The organism is Tomitella fengzijianii (assembly GCF_007559025.1).
GTDB lineage: Bacteria > Actinomycetota > Actinomycetes > Mycobacteriales > Mycobacteriaceae > Tomitella > Tomitella fengzijianii.
Genome location: NZ_CP041765.1, coordinates 72,693 through 88,621, shown reverse-complemented (window position 1 = coordinate 88,621; position 15,929 = coordinate 72,693). Strand labels below are relative to the sequence as shown.

Below are 15,929 nucleotides of genomic sequence, written 5' to 3'. Positions count from 1 at the left end.
TTATGCCTCCTGCGCCTGGCTGCCGGCCGGAATGGTCTTGCCGGCCGCGATCCGCTCGGCCACCTGCAGGCCCGCGGACGTCATGATGTCGAGGTTGCCGGCGTAGGCCGGAAGGTAGTGCGCGGCGCCCTCGACCTCGAGGAACACCGACACCTGGTGGGTGGGCTTGGCATCGTCGGCGATGTCGTCGTCCAGCAGCGTATCCACCGGGCGGTTCTCGTCGATCTCGGTGATCTGCACCTTCTGCTTGAGCCGGTAGCCGGGCACGTAGGAGGCGACCTCGTCGATCATCTTGTCGACCGAGAGCTTGATCTCCTCGTGGATCGTCGGATCATCGGCCTTGACCAGGCAGTACACCGTGTCGCGCATGATCAGCGGCGGCTCGGCCGGGTTGAGGATGATGATGGCCTTGCCGCGCTGGGCGCCGCCGACTTTCTCGATGGCCTCGGAGGTGGTCTCGGTGAACTCGTCGATGTTGGCGCGCGTGCCGGGGCCCGCGGACTTCGACGCGATCGACGCGACGATCTCCGCGTAGGCCACGGGGGCCACCCGGGAGACGGCGGCGACGACGGGGATCGTGGCCTGGCCGCCGCAGGTGACCATGTTGACGTTCTGCGCGTCCTGGTTCTCGCCCAGGTTCACGGCAGGCACCACGTAGGGGCCGATGGCGGCGGGCGTCAGGTCGATCATGCGCTTGCCCAGCGGCTGGAGGATCTCGGCGTTGTGCACGTGCGCCTTGGCCGAGGTCGCGTCGAAGACGATCTCGATCTCGTCGAAGTTCGGCAGCTTCAGCAGGCCGTCGACGCCCTCGTGCGTGGTGGGCACGCCCATGCGCTGAGCGCGGGCCAGGCCGTCGGACTCGGGGTCGATGCCGACCATCGCGCCCATTTCGAGGTTCTTGGAGTGCCTGATGACCTTGATCATCAGGTCGGTGCCGATATTGCCGGATCCGATGATCGCGACTTTGGTCTTAGTACTCACTTGTCGTTCCCTTCATAAGATTCCGCCCCTCCACTGAAACGGGCGGTGACGCTGCCGAGCCCGGTGATCTCCACGGCCACCTCGTCGCCGGGGCTGATGGGGCGCATCGGGCCGAGCGCCCCGGAGAGGATGACCTGGCCGGCGCGCAGCGGTTCGCCGAAGTCGCGGGCCGCACGTGCCAGCCACGCGACGGCGTTGAGCGGGTCGCCCAGGCAGTCGGCCCCGGTGCCCGAGGAGACCTCCTCGCCGTTGATCAGCATTTTCATGCCGACCTCCACCGGGGTGAACTCGTCGAGCGACTTGCGCGCGGAGCCCAGCACGTAGACGCCGGCGGAGGCGTTGTCGGCCACCGTGTCGCCGAAGTGGATGTCCCACCCGTCGATGCGGCTGTCGCAGATCTCGATGGCGGGCATGCCGTAGTCGATGGCGCCGCGGATCTGTTCGGCGTCCAAGTCGCCGTCGGCGAGGTCCTTCGCCAGCACGAACGCGACCTCGGCCTCCGCCTTGGGCTGGAGCAGGTGGCCCATCGGCACGATGTGGCCGGGGGCGTAGTCCATGTCGTCGAACAGGACGCCGAAATCGGGCTGGTCCACGCCCATCTGCGCCTGCACGGCCTTGGAGGTGAGCCCGATCTTGCGGCCGACGATCTTGGCCCCGCCGGCGACCCGCCCCTGCGTGAGGCGCTCCTGCACCCGGTAGGCGGCGGGCAGATCGGTGGAGCCGATGAACTCGCGCACCGGGTTGCAGGCCACGCGGGAGTTGAGTGCGTCGAGCAGCCGCGCGGCGGCCTTCTCCTCGGCCGCCAGCTGCTCCGCGGTGGGCGAATCGGCGCCGTCGATGGATTGCGTCATGTGACCATGATGTCCCGCGCGCGGCCCGTCCACCAGGGTTGCGTATCGCTGAGCGATACGCGAGCGGGTACCGTTGCAGTCGTGGACGACGGGGCGGATCGAGACACGGTCATCGGCAAGGTGGTGCTGATCCTGCGCGCGTTCTCCGCCGACGACCACACGGTGGGCCTCGCCGAACTCGTCCGGCGGACGGGCCTGCACAAGGCGACGGTCCGCAGGCTCGCCGAGGAACTCACCACGGTCCGGCTGCTGGACCGCGCCGACGGCGGCTACCGGCTCTCCGGCGGGCTGTTCGAGCTGGGCATGCGCGCGTCCGTGGAGCGCGGCCTGCTCGAGCTGGCGATGCCGTTCCTCCAGGACCTCTACGAGCGCACCCACGAAACGGTGCACCTGGGCGTGATCGACGGCCGGGAGGTGGTGTACGTCGCGAAGATCGGCGGACACCGGCAGGCCAGCGCCCCCTCGCGCACCGGCGGCCGGATGCCGCTGCACTGCACCGGGATCGGCAAGGCGCTCCTGGCACATGCCGATCCCGAGCTGCGCCGGAAGGTGCTGAGCGCGCCCCTGGAGCGGCGCACCCCGCGCACCATCGTCGCGCCCGGGCTGCTGGCACGGCAGCTGGAGACCATCGTCGAGCAGGGCGTGTCGTTCGAGTACGAGGAATCCGCGATGGGCATCGCGTGCGTCGGTGCGCCGATCCTCGACGTCGCCACCAACGCACCCGTCGCCGCGGTCAGCGTCACCGGCCCCATAGCGCGGTTCCGGCCCGACGCGCACGTCGCCGCCGTGCGGGCCGCGGCCGGCGGCATCGCGTCCACGCTGCACCGGCGCGCGGGACTGCGCGAGGGGTGAGCACGAAACCCGGACCTGCCCGCTATTCGCCGGGCATGTCGATGGTGCAGCGGGTCAGTTCCGTCAGCGCATCGTCGCCGCCGGCGTGGGCGGGCGCCTCGATGGCGAGCAGCACGTTGATGAGCATGCCGTGCGCGAGGAAGTCCCGCGCCTGGTCGGGGCTGCAGCCGGTGCGGTCGACGATCATCGCGTAGATGTGCGCCATCCCCGAGCGGGCGAGCTCACCGATCCCGGGCTCCGCGCCCGCGGCGAAGCCGTGCATGAGCACCAGCAGTTGCGCACGATCGGTGACGAGTTCCCGGTACGCGCCGCCGAGGGACTCCCAGAATTCCGGGGAGTCCGGGTCGATCTCCAGCCGGTCCAGCCGCTCCTCGAACACGGCGACGATGCGCTCGAACGCCGCGGTGAACACTGCGGCGAACAGCTTGGCCTTCCCGCCGAACATCCGCACCACGTAGGGCTGTGAGACGCCGGCCGCCCGCGCCACCTCGTCGGTGGTGGTGCCCGCGTAGCCGCCGCGCGCGAACTGCTCCGTGGCCGCGGCGACGATCGACCGCTGCCGATCTTCGCGGCTCATTCGCGTGGCCGGCGCCTGGCCGGCGGCCGTCATCGTGCTGCGTGCGGTTTCCCCTTCGACGGACATATTGACAGGTTATCAGTCGATGCTTAATACTGGGGATCGTAGTTATCAGTCGATGCTTACATGAATGTCGACGCCCCGCCGCGCCGCCGTTCACAGGTCCTCACCGAATCGAGGTGCACATCATGACCATCGCATCCCCCTCGGACCCCCACGCCGGGTCCGCGAACCGCGGCGCACCCGGCCCGGGCATCCGCCGCGCCACACCGCTGTGGCTCACGCTGCTCGCGGTATCACTGCCCATGTTCATGGCGACGCTGGACAACCTCGTCATGACCAGCGCACTGCCCGTCGTGCAGAAGCATCTGAACGCGTCGGTGACACAGCTCGAGTGGTTCATGAACGCGTACACGCTCGCCTTCGCCACGCTGATGCTGGCCGCGGCGGGAGTGGGCGACAGGTGGGGACGCAGGCGTGTGTTCCTCGGGGGCATAGCACTTTTCACCGCGGGCTCGATCGCGTCGGCACTGTCGTCGACGCCGGAGACCCTCATCATCGGCCGAGCCGTGCAGGGCATCGGCGCCGCCGCCATCCTGCCGCTGTCGCTCGCCCTGCTTGCGGGCGCCGTCCCGGAATCCCGGCGCGCACTGGCGATCGGCGTGTGGGGCGGAGTGTCCGGGCTCGGGGTGGCACTGGGCCCGGTCGTCGGCGGGGCGATCGTCGACGGCATCTCGTGGCAGGCGATCTTCTGGCTCAACGTGCCCGTCGCCGTCATCGCGATCCCGCTGGTGCTCGCCGCGGTCGACGAGACTCGGTCGATGCGCGTGCACCTGGACCCGGGCGGCGTGCTGCTCGCGGGCGCGGCGGTGTTCCTCACCGTGTGGGCGATCGTGCACGGCAACGACGACGGGTGGAGCTCGCCGGGCGTGGTGGTCCCGCTGATCGTCGCCGCCGCGCTCGCCGTGGCCTTCGTCGCCTGGGAACTACGCGCCCGCCAGCCCGTGATGCCGATGCGGCTGTTCCGTTCCCGCAACTTCACGCTCGCCAACATCATCGCGGTCGCATTCTCACTCGGCATGTTCGGCGCCGTGTTCCTGCTGGTGCAGTACCTGCAGGTGGTGATGGGGTACAGCCCGCTCGAGGCCGGTCTGCGGACGCTCCCCTGGACGGCGGCGCCCATGATCGTCGCCCCGATCGCCGGCGCGCTCGCGCCGCGCTTCGGGCTGCGCCCGCTGCTGACCGCAGGGCTCGCACTCCAAGCGGGATCCCTCGCCTGGATAGCCGCCGTCCTCGGCCCGTCGATGGAGTACACGGCGTTGATCCCCGCGATGGTGATGGCCGGAATCGGCATGGGCCTGACGTTCGCCCCGGTCGCCACCGCGGTGCTCGCAGACGTGGCGGACGCCGACCATGCGGCGGCGAGCTCGGCCAACTCGACGCTGCGCGAGGTGGGGGTGGCGCTCGGCATCGCGGTGCTCACGGCGGTGTTCCTCGGCGCCGGCGGGCAGATCTCCCCCACCGGGTTCGACGGCGCACTGCAACCGGCCATGCTCGTCGGCGCCGCCGTCGTGGCCGCCGGCGCGGTGGCCGCACTGTTCCTGCCCGGACGCCGCGTCGCGGCGGAGCGCGCTCCGGCGGGTGACCCCGCACCGGCCGAGGCCACACCGGCGGACGTCGCGCACGAAGTTCGAGCGTGACAATGGCGTCGCGCCCGAAGTTCGGGCGCGACGCCAACGGGCCGGCCCATCCCGCCCCCGGCACCCGCCCTATGGCACCAGCACGATCCGCTCCTTCACCCCGTCCTCCATGAGCCGGTGCGCCTCGGCGGCCTGCTCCAGCCGCAGTACCCGCGGTTCGCGCACACGCAGCCGGCCCGCGGCGAGAGTCCGGTTGATGACCGCCGCCGCGGCCGCCAGGTCGTCGACCGACGCATTGGAGATCGCGAACCCCGTGATCGCCGCGTCGCGCGTGTAGATTCCGCCGACGGGCAGCGGCGGCCGGGCGCCGAGCCCCGACGCCAGCACCACCCGCCCACCGTGCGCCAGCCGCGGAACGGCGAGATCCAGGTCGTTGCGCCCCGAGTTGTCCCACCACACGTCGGCGCCGTCGGTCAACGCCGCGTCGAGCCTGGCGGGGAGGTCGCCGGCGCGGTAGTCCACCACCCCATCGGCGCCCAGGTCGCGGCACCACTGCGCATCGGCGGCCGATGCGGTGGCGACGACGCGTGCGCCCGCCGCCGCGGCCAGCTGTATCGCGGCGCTTCCGACCCCGCCGGCGCCGCCCTCGATGACGACCGTCTCGCCGAAGGCCACCCGCGCATGCCGGAACAACCCCAGGTAGGCGGTCGCCGCCGTGTGCAGCAGCGCCGCTGTGGCGACCGCGTCCACCCCGTCCGGCATCGGATACAGGCGGTCGGCGGGCACAAGCACGTACTCGGAGAACGTGCCCTGGCGGCCGTGGTGGCCCATGCTGTTGGTCCACACGCGGTCACCGGGTGCGAACTCGTGCGCGCACGCCTCGCCGCTGCGGACGACGGTGCCCACCGCGTCGCGGCCGATGACGAACGGGAAGGGTGTCGGCGTCGCGTAGGCGCCGGAGCGCACGAACCGGTCGACGTGGTCGACGGCGACGGCCTCCACCCGCACCAGCACGTCGCCCGGCCCGCCGGCCGGTACCGGCAGTTCCCCCGTCTCGATCACGTCCGGTCCGCCGAGGCTGTTGATGAACGCTGCACGCATGGACTCCATCGTGCTCCTCCACCGGGCGCAATGCTCGCGGTCCGAAGCCCTTCCGGTGAGCGGCCCACGCGCGCATGCTTGTCCACAAAGCGGCCGCGGGTCGGATGTCGAGAATCCGCCTCCGGCTCCGTCCCAGTAGTGAATGCACCCGCATCGGAACGTAAGGAGTCACGCCATGAAGTACCTGATGCTCAAGCACTACCGCGGCACCCCCGAGGTCCGCTTCCCCCCGATGGATCAGTGGACGCCCGAGGAGATCGACGCCCACATCCGGTTCATGAACGATTTCGCCGACCGGCTCAAGGAGTCCGGCGAGTTCGTCGACGCTCAGGCCCTGTCGCCCGACGGTGCGTGGGTCCGGTTCGACGGCCATGGCCGGCCCGCCGTGACCGACGGCCCTTTTGCCGAGACCAAGGACCTCATCGCCGGGTGGATGGCGATCGACGTGGAGTCGTGGGACCGCGCGGTGGAGCTGGCCGGGGAGCTGTCGGCCGCACCGGGGCCGCAGGGTGAACCCATCTACGAGTGGCTCGAGCTGCGCCCGTTCCTCACCGCGCCGCTGCCCGCGGACTGATGGACGAGGCCCTGCTGCGGGAGCTCGTGCCCGCGGTGATCGCCGTCCTCGTCCGGCGCGGGGCGGATTTCGCGTCGGCCGAGGACGCCGCACAGGAGGCGGTGCTCCACACACTTCAGCGCCCACCTGCCGTGCCGCCGCGGGACCCCAAGGGGTGGCTGATCACCGCGGCGTGGCGCCGGTTCCTCGATGCGGCCCGCGCCGATGCGGCGCGCCGCGCGCGGGAGTCGGCGGCGGCGGAGCAGCCGCCCGCGGGCCCGGCGCAGGAGAGGGACGACACGCTGCGGATGTACTTCCTGTGCGCGCACCCGGCCCTGTCCCCCTCCGCGGGAGCCGCGCTCACGCTACGCGCCGTCGGCGGGCTGACGACCCGCCAGATCGCGTCGGCGTTCCTGGTGCCGGAATCGACCATGGCGCAACGCATTTCTCGCGCGAAGCGCCGCATCGCGGGTGTGCCGCTCGACGAGCCGGGCGATCCGGCCACGGTGCTGCGCGTGCTGTATCTGGTGTTCAACGCCGGCTACGACGGCGACGTGGACCTGGCCGCCGAGGCGATCCGCCTGACCCGCACCCTCGCGGGGCTCTCACCGGAACCCGAGGTGGCCGGGCTGCTGGCGCTCATGCTGCTGCACCACGCCCGGCGCGCCGCGCGCACCGACGGGCTGGGCCGCCTGGTGCCGCTGCGCGCGCAGGACCGGGGACTGTGGAACACCGCGCTCATCGCCGAGGGCGTGACGATCCTGCAGCGCGCGCTGGCCCGCGACAGGCTCGGCGAGTACCAGGCCCAGGCCGCGATCGCCGCCCTGCACGCCGACGCGCCGCGCGCGGACGAGACCGACTGGCCACAGATCGTCGAGTGGTACGACGAACTGCTGCGGATCACCGGCAATCCCGTGGTGCGGCTGAACCGGGCGGTGGCGGTGGGCGAGGCGGACGGGCCGCAGGCCGGGCTCGCCGCGCTGGCCGACGTGGACCCCGCCCTGCCCCGGCACACCGCCGCCCGCGCCTACCTGCACGAACGGGCGGGCGACACCGATCTCGCCGCTGATCTGTATGCGGAGGCGGCCCGCGCCGCGACCAGCGTGCCGGAGCGCGACCACCTCATCCGCGAGGCCGCCCGGCTCCGGCACTGATCACGCCTCGCGGAGCCTACAGTTGCAGGTGCAACCGGAGCGCGTCGTCGAGCGCATTCATCGTCGGCGCAGGCAGACGTGCGATCACCGGCCCGATACGTTCGACCGCGACTGAACGGACCTGTTCCGCCTGCGCCTTCGAATCCATACGAAGCCCGGTGACCTCGGAGTCGAGGAGAACCTGGAACGGATACAGCCGGGCGGTGCTGCTGGTCACCAGCACTACCGTCACCACACCACGGCCCAGGCGCGCCGCCGTCGCGTTGGCCCTGTCATTGCTGACGATGACCGCCGGACGCTTCTTGTTCGCCTCGCTTCCGCGAGCCGGTTCCAGATTGACCAGCCGCACCTCACCGCGCAGCATCAGCGAGACCGTCCCCCGCCACCGACTCCCAAGCGGCAGCGTCGCCGGACGACTCCCACTCGCTCCACGCCGCCGCGTAATCGTCTTCCAGATCGACATTCCGGAGCATCCTGACCGCCCGCTGGATTGCGGCGGAACGTGACCCCAGCCCGGATTCCCGCATGTACGAGTCGAGAATCTCGAGGTCCTCTTCCGGCAGGCTCACGCTGATCTTCACACCACAATGCTACTCCAGTAGCCCACGGATGCCGGCGCGTTCGCGACGCCGCGTCAGTTGTTGTGCTGCGCGTTGGCGATGCGCTTGAACACCTCGCCGCGCAGCCGGCCGTATTCCGGCTCCGCCTTGGTGTCCACCTGGTTGCGGGGCGAGGGCAGCTTGACCTCGACGATCTCGTCCACGGTGGCCGGGGCGCCGGAGAGCACCACCACCTTGTCGCCCAGGTAGACGGCCTCGTCGATGTCGTGGGTGACGAACACGATCGTCACGCCGAACTCGTCGCGCAGCTTGAGCACGGTGTCCTCGAGGTCGGCGCGGGTCTGCGCGTCGAGGGCCGCGAACGGCTCGTCCATGAGCAGGATCGTCGGCCGGTAGGCCAGCGCGCGGGCGATGGCGACGCGCTGCTGCATGCCGCCGGACAGTTCGCGCGGATACTTGTTCGCGTGCGCGGATAGCCCGACGGCCGCGAGCATCTGGTCGACCAGCGCCGCGCGCTCGGCCTTGGGCATCTTCTTCTCCAGCAACGGGAACTCCACGTTCGCCGCAACCCGCAGCCACGGGAACAGCGAACGGCTGTAGTCCTGGAAGACCACCGCGAGGTTGTCCGGCACCCCGTCGATCTCCTGGCCGTCGACGCTGACAGTCCCGGACGTGGGCGGCTGCAGGCCGGCGAGGCACCGCAGCAGCGTGGTCTTGCCCGCGCCGGACGGCCCGACGATGCACGCAAGCTCGCCCTTGGCGACGGAGACGTTGATCTCCTTGAGGATCTGTTTGGTAGAGGCGCCCTTGCCATAACTCTTGGCCAGGCGGTCCACCTCGAGTGCGTTGACCGTCACGGGATTCTCCTCAGCGTAGGTGCGGTGTCGGGCGGTCGTACGGGGTGCGGTCGCGGCGGTCATGACTGGTCAACCTTCCAGGCGAGGACGCGGCGTTCGACCGCGAAGAAGATCTCGCTGAGCAGGTAGCCGAGCACGCCCATGGCGATGGTGCCGGCCCACAGGCCGGGCATGTCGAAGTACTGCTGCGACGAGAAGATGTAGTGGCCGATGCCCTGCGTGGAGGCCATCATCTCGCTGACCACCACGAGGATGATCGAGAACGCCAGCGACGTCTTCATGCCGGCGAGGATGAGAGGGCTGGCCGCGGGCAGCAGCACCTTGAAGATCCGGCGCATGCGGGACGTCTTGTAGATCCGGGTGACGTCCTCGACGAGTGGGTCGAGGCCGCGCACGCCGTCGATGGTGGCCAGCAGCGTCGGCCACACCGAGCCCACCGCGATGACGGTGATGCGCATCCAGTCGGTGGCGCCCATGGCCAGGATGAAGAACGGCAGGATGGCGGCCGGCGGGATGGAGCGGGCGAAGGTGATGATGGGGTTGAAGGCCGTCTCGAGCACGCGGACCCGCCCGATGAGCATGCCGAACGCGATGCCGCCCAGCACGGCCAGCGCGTAGCCGACGAGCAGGTTGACGACGCTGGGGATCACGTCGTCGACGAACCCGCCGGAGGTGAGCCAGTCGCCGAGGTTGGCGAGGATCGTGTTGAGCGACGGGAAGTACAGCGATGACGCGTTGATGGAGATGATCCACCACGCGGCGATCAGCAGGATCGGCAGCGCGAACATCTGCAGCAGAGTGACCATGCGGCGTGACATGTCATGCCTCCTTTGCGTAGGTCGGGTGCCAGGCGAGCAGCGTGCGCTCCCCGAACCGGAACACGAGGTTGATGAGGACGCCGAGCATGCCGGTGACGAGGATCAGCGCCACCATCAGCGGCGAGTCGCCGCCGTGCTGCGCCTCTGCCAGCGCCTGGCCCAGGCCGGGGCTGCCGGCCACGAGTTCGCAGACGATGGCGATGAACAGCGAGATGACCGCGGACACGCGCACGCCGCTGGTGATGAACGGGGCGACGGACGGCAGCAGCACCTTGAAGAACGTGCGCCGCCTGCTGATCTTGAACACCTTCGCCGTGTCCAGCGTCATCTGTTCGATCTGCCGAACGCCGTCGATGGTCTGCGTGAGCATCGGCCACATGGCGGCGTAGATCGCCAGCAGCACCACCATCTGCAGGCCGGTGCCCCACACCAGGACGAACAGCGGCAGCAGCATCACCGGTGGGATGGTGCGCAGAAAGTCGATGGTGGTGCGCGTGGACCGGTGCCGCAGCCGGCCGCGGCCCAGGAACAGGCCGACGGGGATGGCGATGAGTGCGGCGCCGATCAGGCCGATCGCCCACTGGACCATGGTGTGGCGCACGTTCTGCCAGAACTCGCCGGTGGTGACGACCTCGCCGAGGGCGCGCATCGTGTCGGTGAACGTGGGCAGCACGTTGTGGCCGAAGGCGTCGATGACGCCGAGCCACTGCCAGATCAGCGCGAACACGACGAGCGTGCCTCCGCTGATGAGGCCGTTGCGGATCTTCTGCGCGGCGGGGCCGAGCGCTTCTGCGCCGACGTTCCGCACGCTGCGGGTACTGACTGCGACGGTCATCGGAGGATCTCCTCACCCGTGACGGGCTTTTTGATGTAGTCGTACTCGATGAGCAGGTCGGACAGCCGCTTGATCTGCTCATCGGTGATGGTCGACGAGTACTCGAAGGTGGTGATCTCGTTGATGAGGTTCTCCGGGATCCTCGTGTATCCGCCCAGCGCCGTTCGCACCGCGTCGGGATGCTCCTGCGCGTATTCGTTGGACTTCGTCAGTGCGGCGACGAACTTGTCCATCAGCTCGACGTTGTTGTCCGCCGTCGCCTCGCTGGTGAAATACGCACCCACCGGGGCACCCGGCGTGGGGCTGGTGACGTAGGAGAACAGGGGCTTGAGCCCGCGCTTGCCCGCAGCGGTGCTGAACGGTTCGCTCAGTGCGCCGGCGTCGACACGCCCTCCGGCGATGGCCGCCGCCATGTCATTGGACGCCAGGGTGAGGAACTTGACCTTCTCCGGGTCGCCGCCATCGCGCTCCACCATGATCTTGATGCCCAGGTCCTGGATGGAGCCGAGCGCGTTGACCGCGACGGTCTTGCCTTCGAGGTCCTTGGGCGCGTCGATGCCGCTGTCTGCAGCCACGAACACCCGGTCCGGGTCGGTGGCGGGGTCGTATTCGGTGGGCGCCTTGTCCGCGCCGGCGATGATCGTGATCGGGGCGCCCTTGGACTTGGCGACGATCAGCGGCACCACCGCCGCGAACCCCACTTGACTCTCTCCGTTGATGACGGAGGCGAGGTTGGGCGCGAATCCGGTGGCCACTTTCGGCTCCACCGTCACCCCGGCGTCCGCGTAGAAACCCTGGGTATTGCCGAGATAGATGGCCACGTCGCTGGGGTTGGGGATGGTCCCCACGTGGAAGGTGTCGCCTTCGATCTCGCCCGACGCGGTGCCGCACGCGGCGAGGACTGCACACGCGACCACCGCCGCGAAGAGCGCGCTCAGCTTCTTCATCGTGTCTCCTTCGCCGGTGAACCGGCCGGGGTGACGGACCCGTCCAGGACGCCGCGCCGGACGGGTACGCGCAGCAGGTCGCTGCTGACGAGCACTTCGCCGTCGAAGTGCTTGCGGGCCTGGGTGATCCACTCCTCATCGGTGACGCCCTCGGTGGGGATCAGGTGCCACAGCACGAGGGTCTTGACGCCGGCCTCCGCGGCCACCCGGCCCGCGTCCTCAGCGGTGGTGTGGGCCTGCCGGAAGTGCTGATGCAGCCGCCCCACGTCGGTGTTGGTGCCGCGGGTGAGCAGGTGGAGATGCTCGGGCGAGAACGCCTCGTGCACCATCACGTCGGCCCCGCGGGCGAGCTCGACCATCGCCTGGCAGTACGTGGTGTCGCCGGAGATGGCGATGGCGCCGCGCTCGGTCTCGAAGCGGTAGCCGTACGCCTCCAGGGGCGGGTGCTCGACGGCCGCGGCGGTCACGGTGAGGCCGTCGGCGCTGAAGACCGTGCCGTCGCCGGCGACGTCCTGCGGGGCGAACAGCGAGCGCAGCTTCGGCCGGCCGAGCGCCTCGCGGTGGTCGACGTCGATACGGTTCATCGCGACATACTGGTCGGTGATCTGCGACATGGGCCGGGGACCGTAGGCGGGGACGGGATCGACGAGGCCCGCGGTCCATGCCAGCGCGACGAGGTTTCCGTAGTCGGCGTTGTGGTCGATGTGGTGGTGGGTGAGCAGCACGCCGCCGAGGTCGCGGAGTCGATACCCCGCAGAGACGAGTTGGCGGGCCACGCCGTTGCCGCAGTCCACCACGTAGACGACGCCGTCGTGCTCGACCGCCATCGCCGGCGCGCTGCGGCTGGGATTCGGCTGCGGGCCGCCACCGCTTCCCAGGATCACGAGTTCCATCACCACTCCTCGGCTGCACTGCGCCTCGTCGGCTGTGTGCGCTGTGTTGCTGGTCTACAAGGTCGTGGTAATGAGATTAGGGTCACATGCAATGCGCGTCTAATGCCGATTTCCCAACAAGGCATACCCCTCTGCACATAACGACATCGACGCACGGCAACGGGGCGCCCGGCACCGTGCGGTGCCGGGCGCCCCGTTGGAAACGCAGGCGGTTCCTAGTCGACGGCCCCTGCCAGACGGCCCTCCGCGATGACCGCCTCGCCGTCCCGCTCGCCTTCGGGCACCCGGCGGAACAGGGCCACGGCGCCGGACAGGCTGATCGCGCACATGACCACGAGGTACACCGTCACACCGGCCGATCCGCCGGATTCGCCCACGAGCGCGGTGGAGATGATCGGCGCCAGACCGCCGCCGAGGATTGCACCGAGCTGCAGGATCAGCGAGGTTCCCGAGTACCGCACCGATGCCGGGAAGGTGTCGGCGATGATCGCACCTTGCACGCTGTGGGTCACCGGAACGATCAGGCCCATCCCCAGGAATGCGAGCGCCGCAACCACCACGCTGCCCGTATTCAGCATCGGCAGGAACGCGATGCACCACACCAGGATGGCCAGCGAGCCCCAGACGAACATCCGCCGGCGGCCGAAGCGGTCGGCGACGCCCGTCCAGTACGGGATGCTGACGAACCACACGACGGCCGCGCCGGAGACGCAGGCGATGAGGAAGTCCTTGTTGTAGTCGAGTTGCTTGGTGCCGTAGGAGAGCGTGAACACCATGAACACGTAGGCCACCGCCGAGTTCGCGAGCACCGCGCACAGCGTGAGCCCCAACCGGGCGAAGCCGGCGTCGAGCGCATCACGCAGCGGGAACCGCGCCACGCTCTTCTCTTCGACAACCTGCGAGAACGACGGCGATTCCTCGACGCGCAGCCGGATGGCCAGGCCCACCGCAACCAGCACGATGCTGAGCAGGAACGGGATTCGCCAGCCCCAGGATTCGAAGGCCCCTGTCGGCATTAGCGCGCTGATGCTCAGGAATACGATGTTGGCGACGACGAGCCCGGCGGGCGTGCCCATCTGCGGGAATCCGGCGTACAGGTTGCGCTTGCCCGCCGGGGCGTGCTCCATCGACATCAGCGTGGCGCCCGCACCCTCGCCGCCGAGGCCGAAACCCTGGACGACCCGTGCGATCACCAGCAGCGCCGGTGCCCAGAAACCGATCGCGTCGAAGTTCGGGATGAGACCGATGGAGGTGGACGCGAGGCCCATCATCAGCAGCGACACGATCAACGTGTTACGCCGGCCGATGCGGTCACCGAAGTGCCCGAACACCAGGCCTCCGACGGGGCGTGCGACGAAGCCGACGGCGAAGGTGCTGAAGGCCGCCAGCGTGCCGGCCGTGGGGCTGAGTTCAGGGAAGAACTGCTTGTTGAAGATCAGCGCCGCGGCGGTGCCGTAGAGGAAGAAGTCGTACCACTCGAGCGTGGTGCCGACGAGCATCGCCGCGGCGGTTCTGCGGCGCGCTGCTCGGAGCGAAAGCCGCTGTGCCGGTTGATGATCCATCGTAGTCTCCCTGGGCTCTATCAGACGAGGTTCTCATCCAGTAGAGCCTGGTGATGCTCCGCACACCAATGCTCTTTCTCCGCGGGCTATGCCCATAACGGAATGGCGCGCTCGGCACCGTCATCGCTACGCCCGCACAGCGGCTCCGGGCGGTCCCGCCCTTTCGGCGGCACCGCCCGGCCGGTCCTTCACTTGTTCGCGGTCTCCTACAGCCCCAGGAACCGCTCCGCATTGCCGTGCGTGATCAGTGCGCGCGTGGCGTCGTCGAGGAACTCGCTCTTGCGCACCACCTCGCCCACCGGCCGCTCGCCCAGCGGGTACGGGTAGTCGCTGCCCACCATCACGCGCTCGCGCCCGATGGTGTCGACCAGCAGCCGCAGCGCGCGCTCGTCGAACACCACCGAGTCGACGTGGAACCGCCCCAGGTAGTGCGACGGCGGGTACTCGGAGGTGCCGATGACGTCGTTGCGCCCGTGCCACGCGTTCTCCATACGTCCCAGCCAGAAGGCGAACGACCCGCCGCCGTGGGCGAAGCAGATCTTGAGGCGCTCGTCCACCCGGTCGAACACGCCGCCGAGGATCATCGACAGGACCGACAGGTGCGACTCGGACGGCATGCCCACCAGCCAGCGCGCCATCCACCGGTCGAGCCGCGGCGAATTCGCCATGTCCCACGGGTGCACGAACACGGGCACGTCCCGCTCGGCGCAGTGCTGCAGAAAAGTCACCACGCCCTCGTCGTCCAGGTCACGGTCGCCCACGTGGTTGCCGATCTCGACGCCGCGGTGCCCGTTGTCGAGGCAGCGGTCCAGCTCCGCGCAGGCCAGGTCGGCGTCCTGCAGCGGCACCTGGCAGAACGGGATCATCCGCTCACCGGCCGGCGCGGTGATCTCCAGCGCCAGGTCGTTGAAGATCCGCGCGATCTTCGCGGCCTGCTCGCCGGTGCGCCCGTAGTTGAAGAACACGGGGGTCGGCGAGACCACCTGGGTGTGCACGCCGTCGGCGTCCATGTCGGCCAGGCGCACGGCGGCGTCCCAGCAGTCGGACTGGATGCGCCGGAACTCGGTTGTGCCGGTCATCATCATGGCCTCGTGCTCGGATTCGAGCCGCAGCCACGGCGCGTCCGCCCCGCCCTCGGCCGACACGTCCGGCCAGCCCTTGGGCACGTAGTGCGTGTGGATGTCGATGATCTTGCCGTTCACTGCGGTCTCCTCTGCCATGCGTCAGCCCTTCCCGGGGTGCAGGGCGCCGCACTGCGGGCAGGTGCGCGCGTCGATGTCGTTGTGGAAGTTCTCGAACACGGGCGGCATGTCGTCGACGAGGCTGCGCACCTGCAGCTCCACCTCGTGCACCTTGGCGTGGCACTGTTCGCAGTACCACTGGAACTTCTCGAGCGTCCCCTCGGCGCGCACCCGCTCGATGACGAGGCCGATCGACTCGGGGTCGGGGCGCTGCGGCGAGTGCGGGATCCACGCCGGCATCAGCCACGTCTCTCCCTCGCGGATGTCCACCCGGTGCGGTCCGTCGTCGGTCATGACGTTGACGTGGATGTCACCGCGGATCTGGTAGAACCACTCCTCGTACGGCTCGAAGTGATAGTCGTAACGCTCGTTGGGGCCGCCGACGACCTGCACGATGAAATCACTGCCCAGCGCCATCATCTGGTTGTTCACCGGCGGCTTGAGCAGGTGCTCGTGGTCCTTGATCCAGCCCTGGAAGTCGATGACCGGGGGGATGTTCGTCATTGT

Annotated in this window: 18 protein-coding genes; 4 read left to right on the top strand and 14 right to left on the bottom strand. The window is 69.5% G+C overall.

Translation table 11 applies throughout. The features are described from left to right. Together FO059_RS00400 and FO059_RS00395 are read right to left on the bottom strand one after the other, a co-directional pair. Positions 1 to 981, bottom strand: a complete 981-nt coding sequence (locus FO059_RS00400) for an acetaldehyde dehydrogenase (acetylating) (RefSeq protein ID WP_143905421.1) — start codon at positions 979 to 981, stop codon at positions 1 to 3. Next, the gene (locus FO059_RS00395; protein WP_143905419.1) at positions 978 to 1,832 is read right to left on the bottom strand and encodes a 2-keto-4-pentenoate hydratase; all 855 of its coding nucleotides are present in this window, start codon (positions 1,830 to 1,832) and stop codon (positions 978 to 980) included. Before FO059_RS00395 ends, FO059_RS00400 begins: the two co-directional genes overlap by 4 nt. An 81-nt stretch (positions 1,833 to 1,913) precedes the next feature. Between FO059_RS00395 and FO059_RS00390 the strand changes: the two genes are divergently transcribed. After that, positions 1,914 to 2,684 (top strand): IclR family transcriptional regulator, encoded by a 771-nt coding sequence (locus tag FO059_RS00390; protein WP_143905417.1) that lies wholly within the window; start codon positions 1,914 to 1,916, stop codon positions 2,682 to 2,684. A 22-nt stretch (positions 2,685 to 2,706) separates the two neighbouring features. Here FO059_RS00390 and FO059_RS00385 read toward each other — a convergent pair whose 3' ends face one another. Further along, positions 2,707 to 3,327 carry a TetR/AcrR family transcriptional regulator gene (locus FO059_RS00385; RefSeq protein WP_233266873.1) on the bottom strand — a complete coding sequence of 207 codons (621 nt, stop codon included), beginning with the start codon at positions 3,325 to 3,327 and terminating at the stop codon, positions 2,707 to 2,709. Positions 3,328 to 3,449: 122 nt separating this feature from the next. Between FO059_RS00385 and FO059_RS00380 the strand changes: the two genes are divergently transcribed. Further along, a complete protein-coding gene (locus FO059_RS00380; protein ID WP_143905415.1) occupies positions 3,450 to 4,961 on the top strand; it encodes a DHA2 family efflux MFS transporter permease subunit in 1,512 nt (503 codons plus the stop codon). A gap of 69 nt (positions 4,962 to 5,030) precedes the next feature. Here the strand turns inward: FO059_RS00380 and FO059_RS00375 are convergent, their stop codons facing one another. Next, positions 5,031 to 6,002 carry a zinc-binding dehydrogenase gene (locus FO059_RS00375; RefSeq protein WP_143905413.1) on the bottom strand — a complete coding sequence of 324 codons (972 nt, stop codon included), beginning with the start codon at positions 6,000 to 6,002 and terminating at the stop codon, positions 5,031 to 5,033. 175 nt (positions 6,003 to 6,177) lie between these two features. Between FO059_RS00375 and FO059_RS00370 the strand changes: the two genes are divergently transcribed. Both FO059_RS00370 and FO059_RS00365 read left to right on the top strand, forming a co-directional pair. Beyond that, the gene (locus FO059_RS00370) at positions 6,178 to 6,576 is read left to right on the top strand and encodes a YciI family protein (RefSeq protein ID WP_143905411.1); all 399 of its coding nucleotides are present in this window, start codon (positions 6,178 to 6,180) and stop codon (positions 6,574 to 6,576) included. Continuing rightward, on the top strand, positions 6,576 to 7,709 hold the full coding sequence (locus FO059_RS00365; protein WP_143905409.1) for an RNA polymerase sigma factor: 1,134 nt from the start codon (positions 6,576 to 6,578) through the stop codon (positions 7,707 to 7,709). Before FO059_RS00370 ends, FO059_RS00365 begins: the two co-directional genes overlap by 1 nt. A 16-nt stretch (positions 7,710 to 7,725) precedes the next feature. On the opposite strand, the gene FO059_RS00360 is transcribed toward FO059_RS00365, so the two are convergent. The 10 genes from FO059_RS00360 to FO059_RS00315 all read right to left on the bottom strand — a co-directional run bounded on the left by FO059_RS00360 (position 7,726) and on the right by FO059_RS00315 (position 15,926). After that, on the bottom strand, positions 7,726 to 8,076 hold the full coding sequence (locus FO059_RS00360) for a type II toxin-antitoxin system PemK/MazF family toxin (RefSeq protein ID WP_168226635.1): 351 nt from the start codon (positions 8,074 to 8,076) through the stop codon (positions 7,726 to 7,728). After that, complete coding sequence (locus tag FO059_RS00355; protein ID WP_143905405.1) at positions 8,060 to 8,290, bottom strand: ribbon-helix-helix domain-containing protein; 231 nt, start codon at positions 8,288 to 8,290, stop codon at positions 8,060 to 8,062. The genes FO059_RS00360 and FO059_RS00355 overlap by 17 nt, the downstream gene beginning before the upstream one ends. A gap of 53 nt (positions 8,291 to 8,343) precedes the next feature. Continuing rightward, positions 8,344 to 9,126, bottom strand: a complete 783-nt coding sequence (locus FO059_RS00350) for an ABC transporter ATP-binding protein (RefSeq protein WP_233266874.1) — start codon at positions 9,124 to 9,126, stop codon at positions 8,344 to 8,346. Between the two features lie 59 nt (positions 9,127 to 9,185). Then, positions 9,186 to 9,944 carry an ABC transporter permease gene (locus FO059_RS00345; protein WP_143905401.1) on the bottom strand — a complete coding sequence of 253 codons (759 nt, stop codon included), beginning with the start codon at positions 9,942 to 9,944 and terminating at the stop codon, positions 9,186 to 9,188. 1 nt (position 9,945) lies between these two features. Next, positions 9,946 to 10,779, bottom strand: coding sequence for an ABC transporter permease (locus tag FO059_RS00340; protein ID WP_143905399.1), 834 nt, complete (start codon positions 10,777 to 10,779; stop codon positions 9,946 to 9,948). Further along, entirely contained in the window at positions 10,776 to 11,726 is a 951-nt protein-coding gene (locus FO059_RS00335) for an ABC transporter substrate-binding protein (protein WP_143905397.1), read from the bottom strand. Before FO059_RS00335 ends, FO059_RS00340 begins: the two co-directional genes overlap by 4 nt. Next, a complete protein-coding gene (locus FO059_RS00330) occupies positions 11,723 to 12,619 on the bottom strand; it encodes an MBL fold metallo-hydrolase (protein ID WP_143905395.1) in 897 nt (298 codons plus the stop codon). The genes FO059_RS00335 and FO059_RS00330 overlap by 4 nt, the downstream gene beginning before the upstream one ends. A gap of 215 nt (positions 12,620 to 12,834) precedes the next feature. After that, positions 12,835 to 14,181 (bottom strand): MFS transporter, encoded by a 1,347-nt coding sequence (locus tag FO059_RS00325; protein WP_143905393.1) that lies wholly within the window; start codon positions 14,179 to 14,181, stop codon positions 12,835 to 12,837. Between the two features lie 206 nt (positions 14,182 to 14,387). After that, on the bottom strand, positions 14,388 to 15,401 hold the full coding sequence (locus FO059_RS00320) for an amidohydrolase family protein (RefSeq protein WP_143905391.1): 1,014 nt from the start codon (positions 15,399 to 15,401) through the stop codon (positions 14,388 to 14,390). A gap of 3 nt (positions 15,402 to 15,404) precedes the next feature. Beyond that, entirely contained in the window at positions 15,405 to 15,926 is a 522-nt protein-coding gene (locus FO059_RS00315; protein ID WP_143905389.1) for a 3-hydroxyanthranilate 3,4-dioxygenase, read from the bottom strand. Positions 15,927 to 15,929 lie beyond the last annotated feature (3 nt).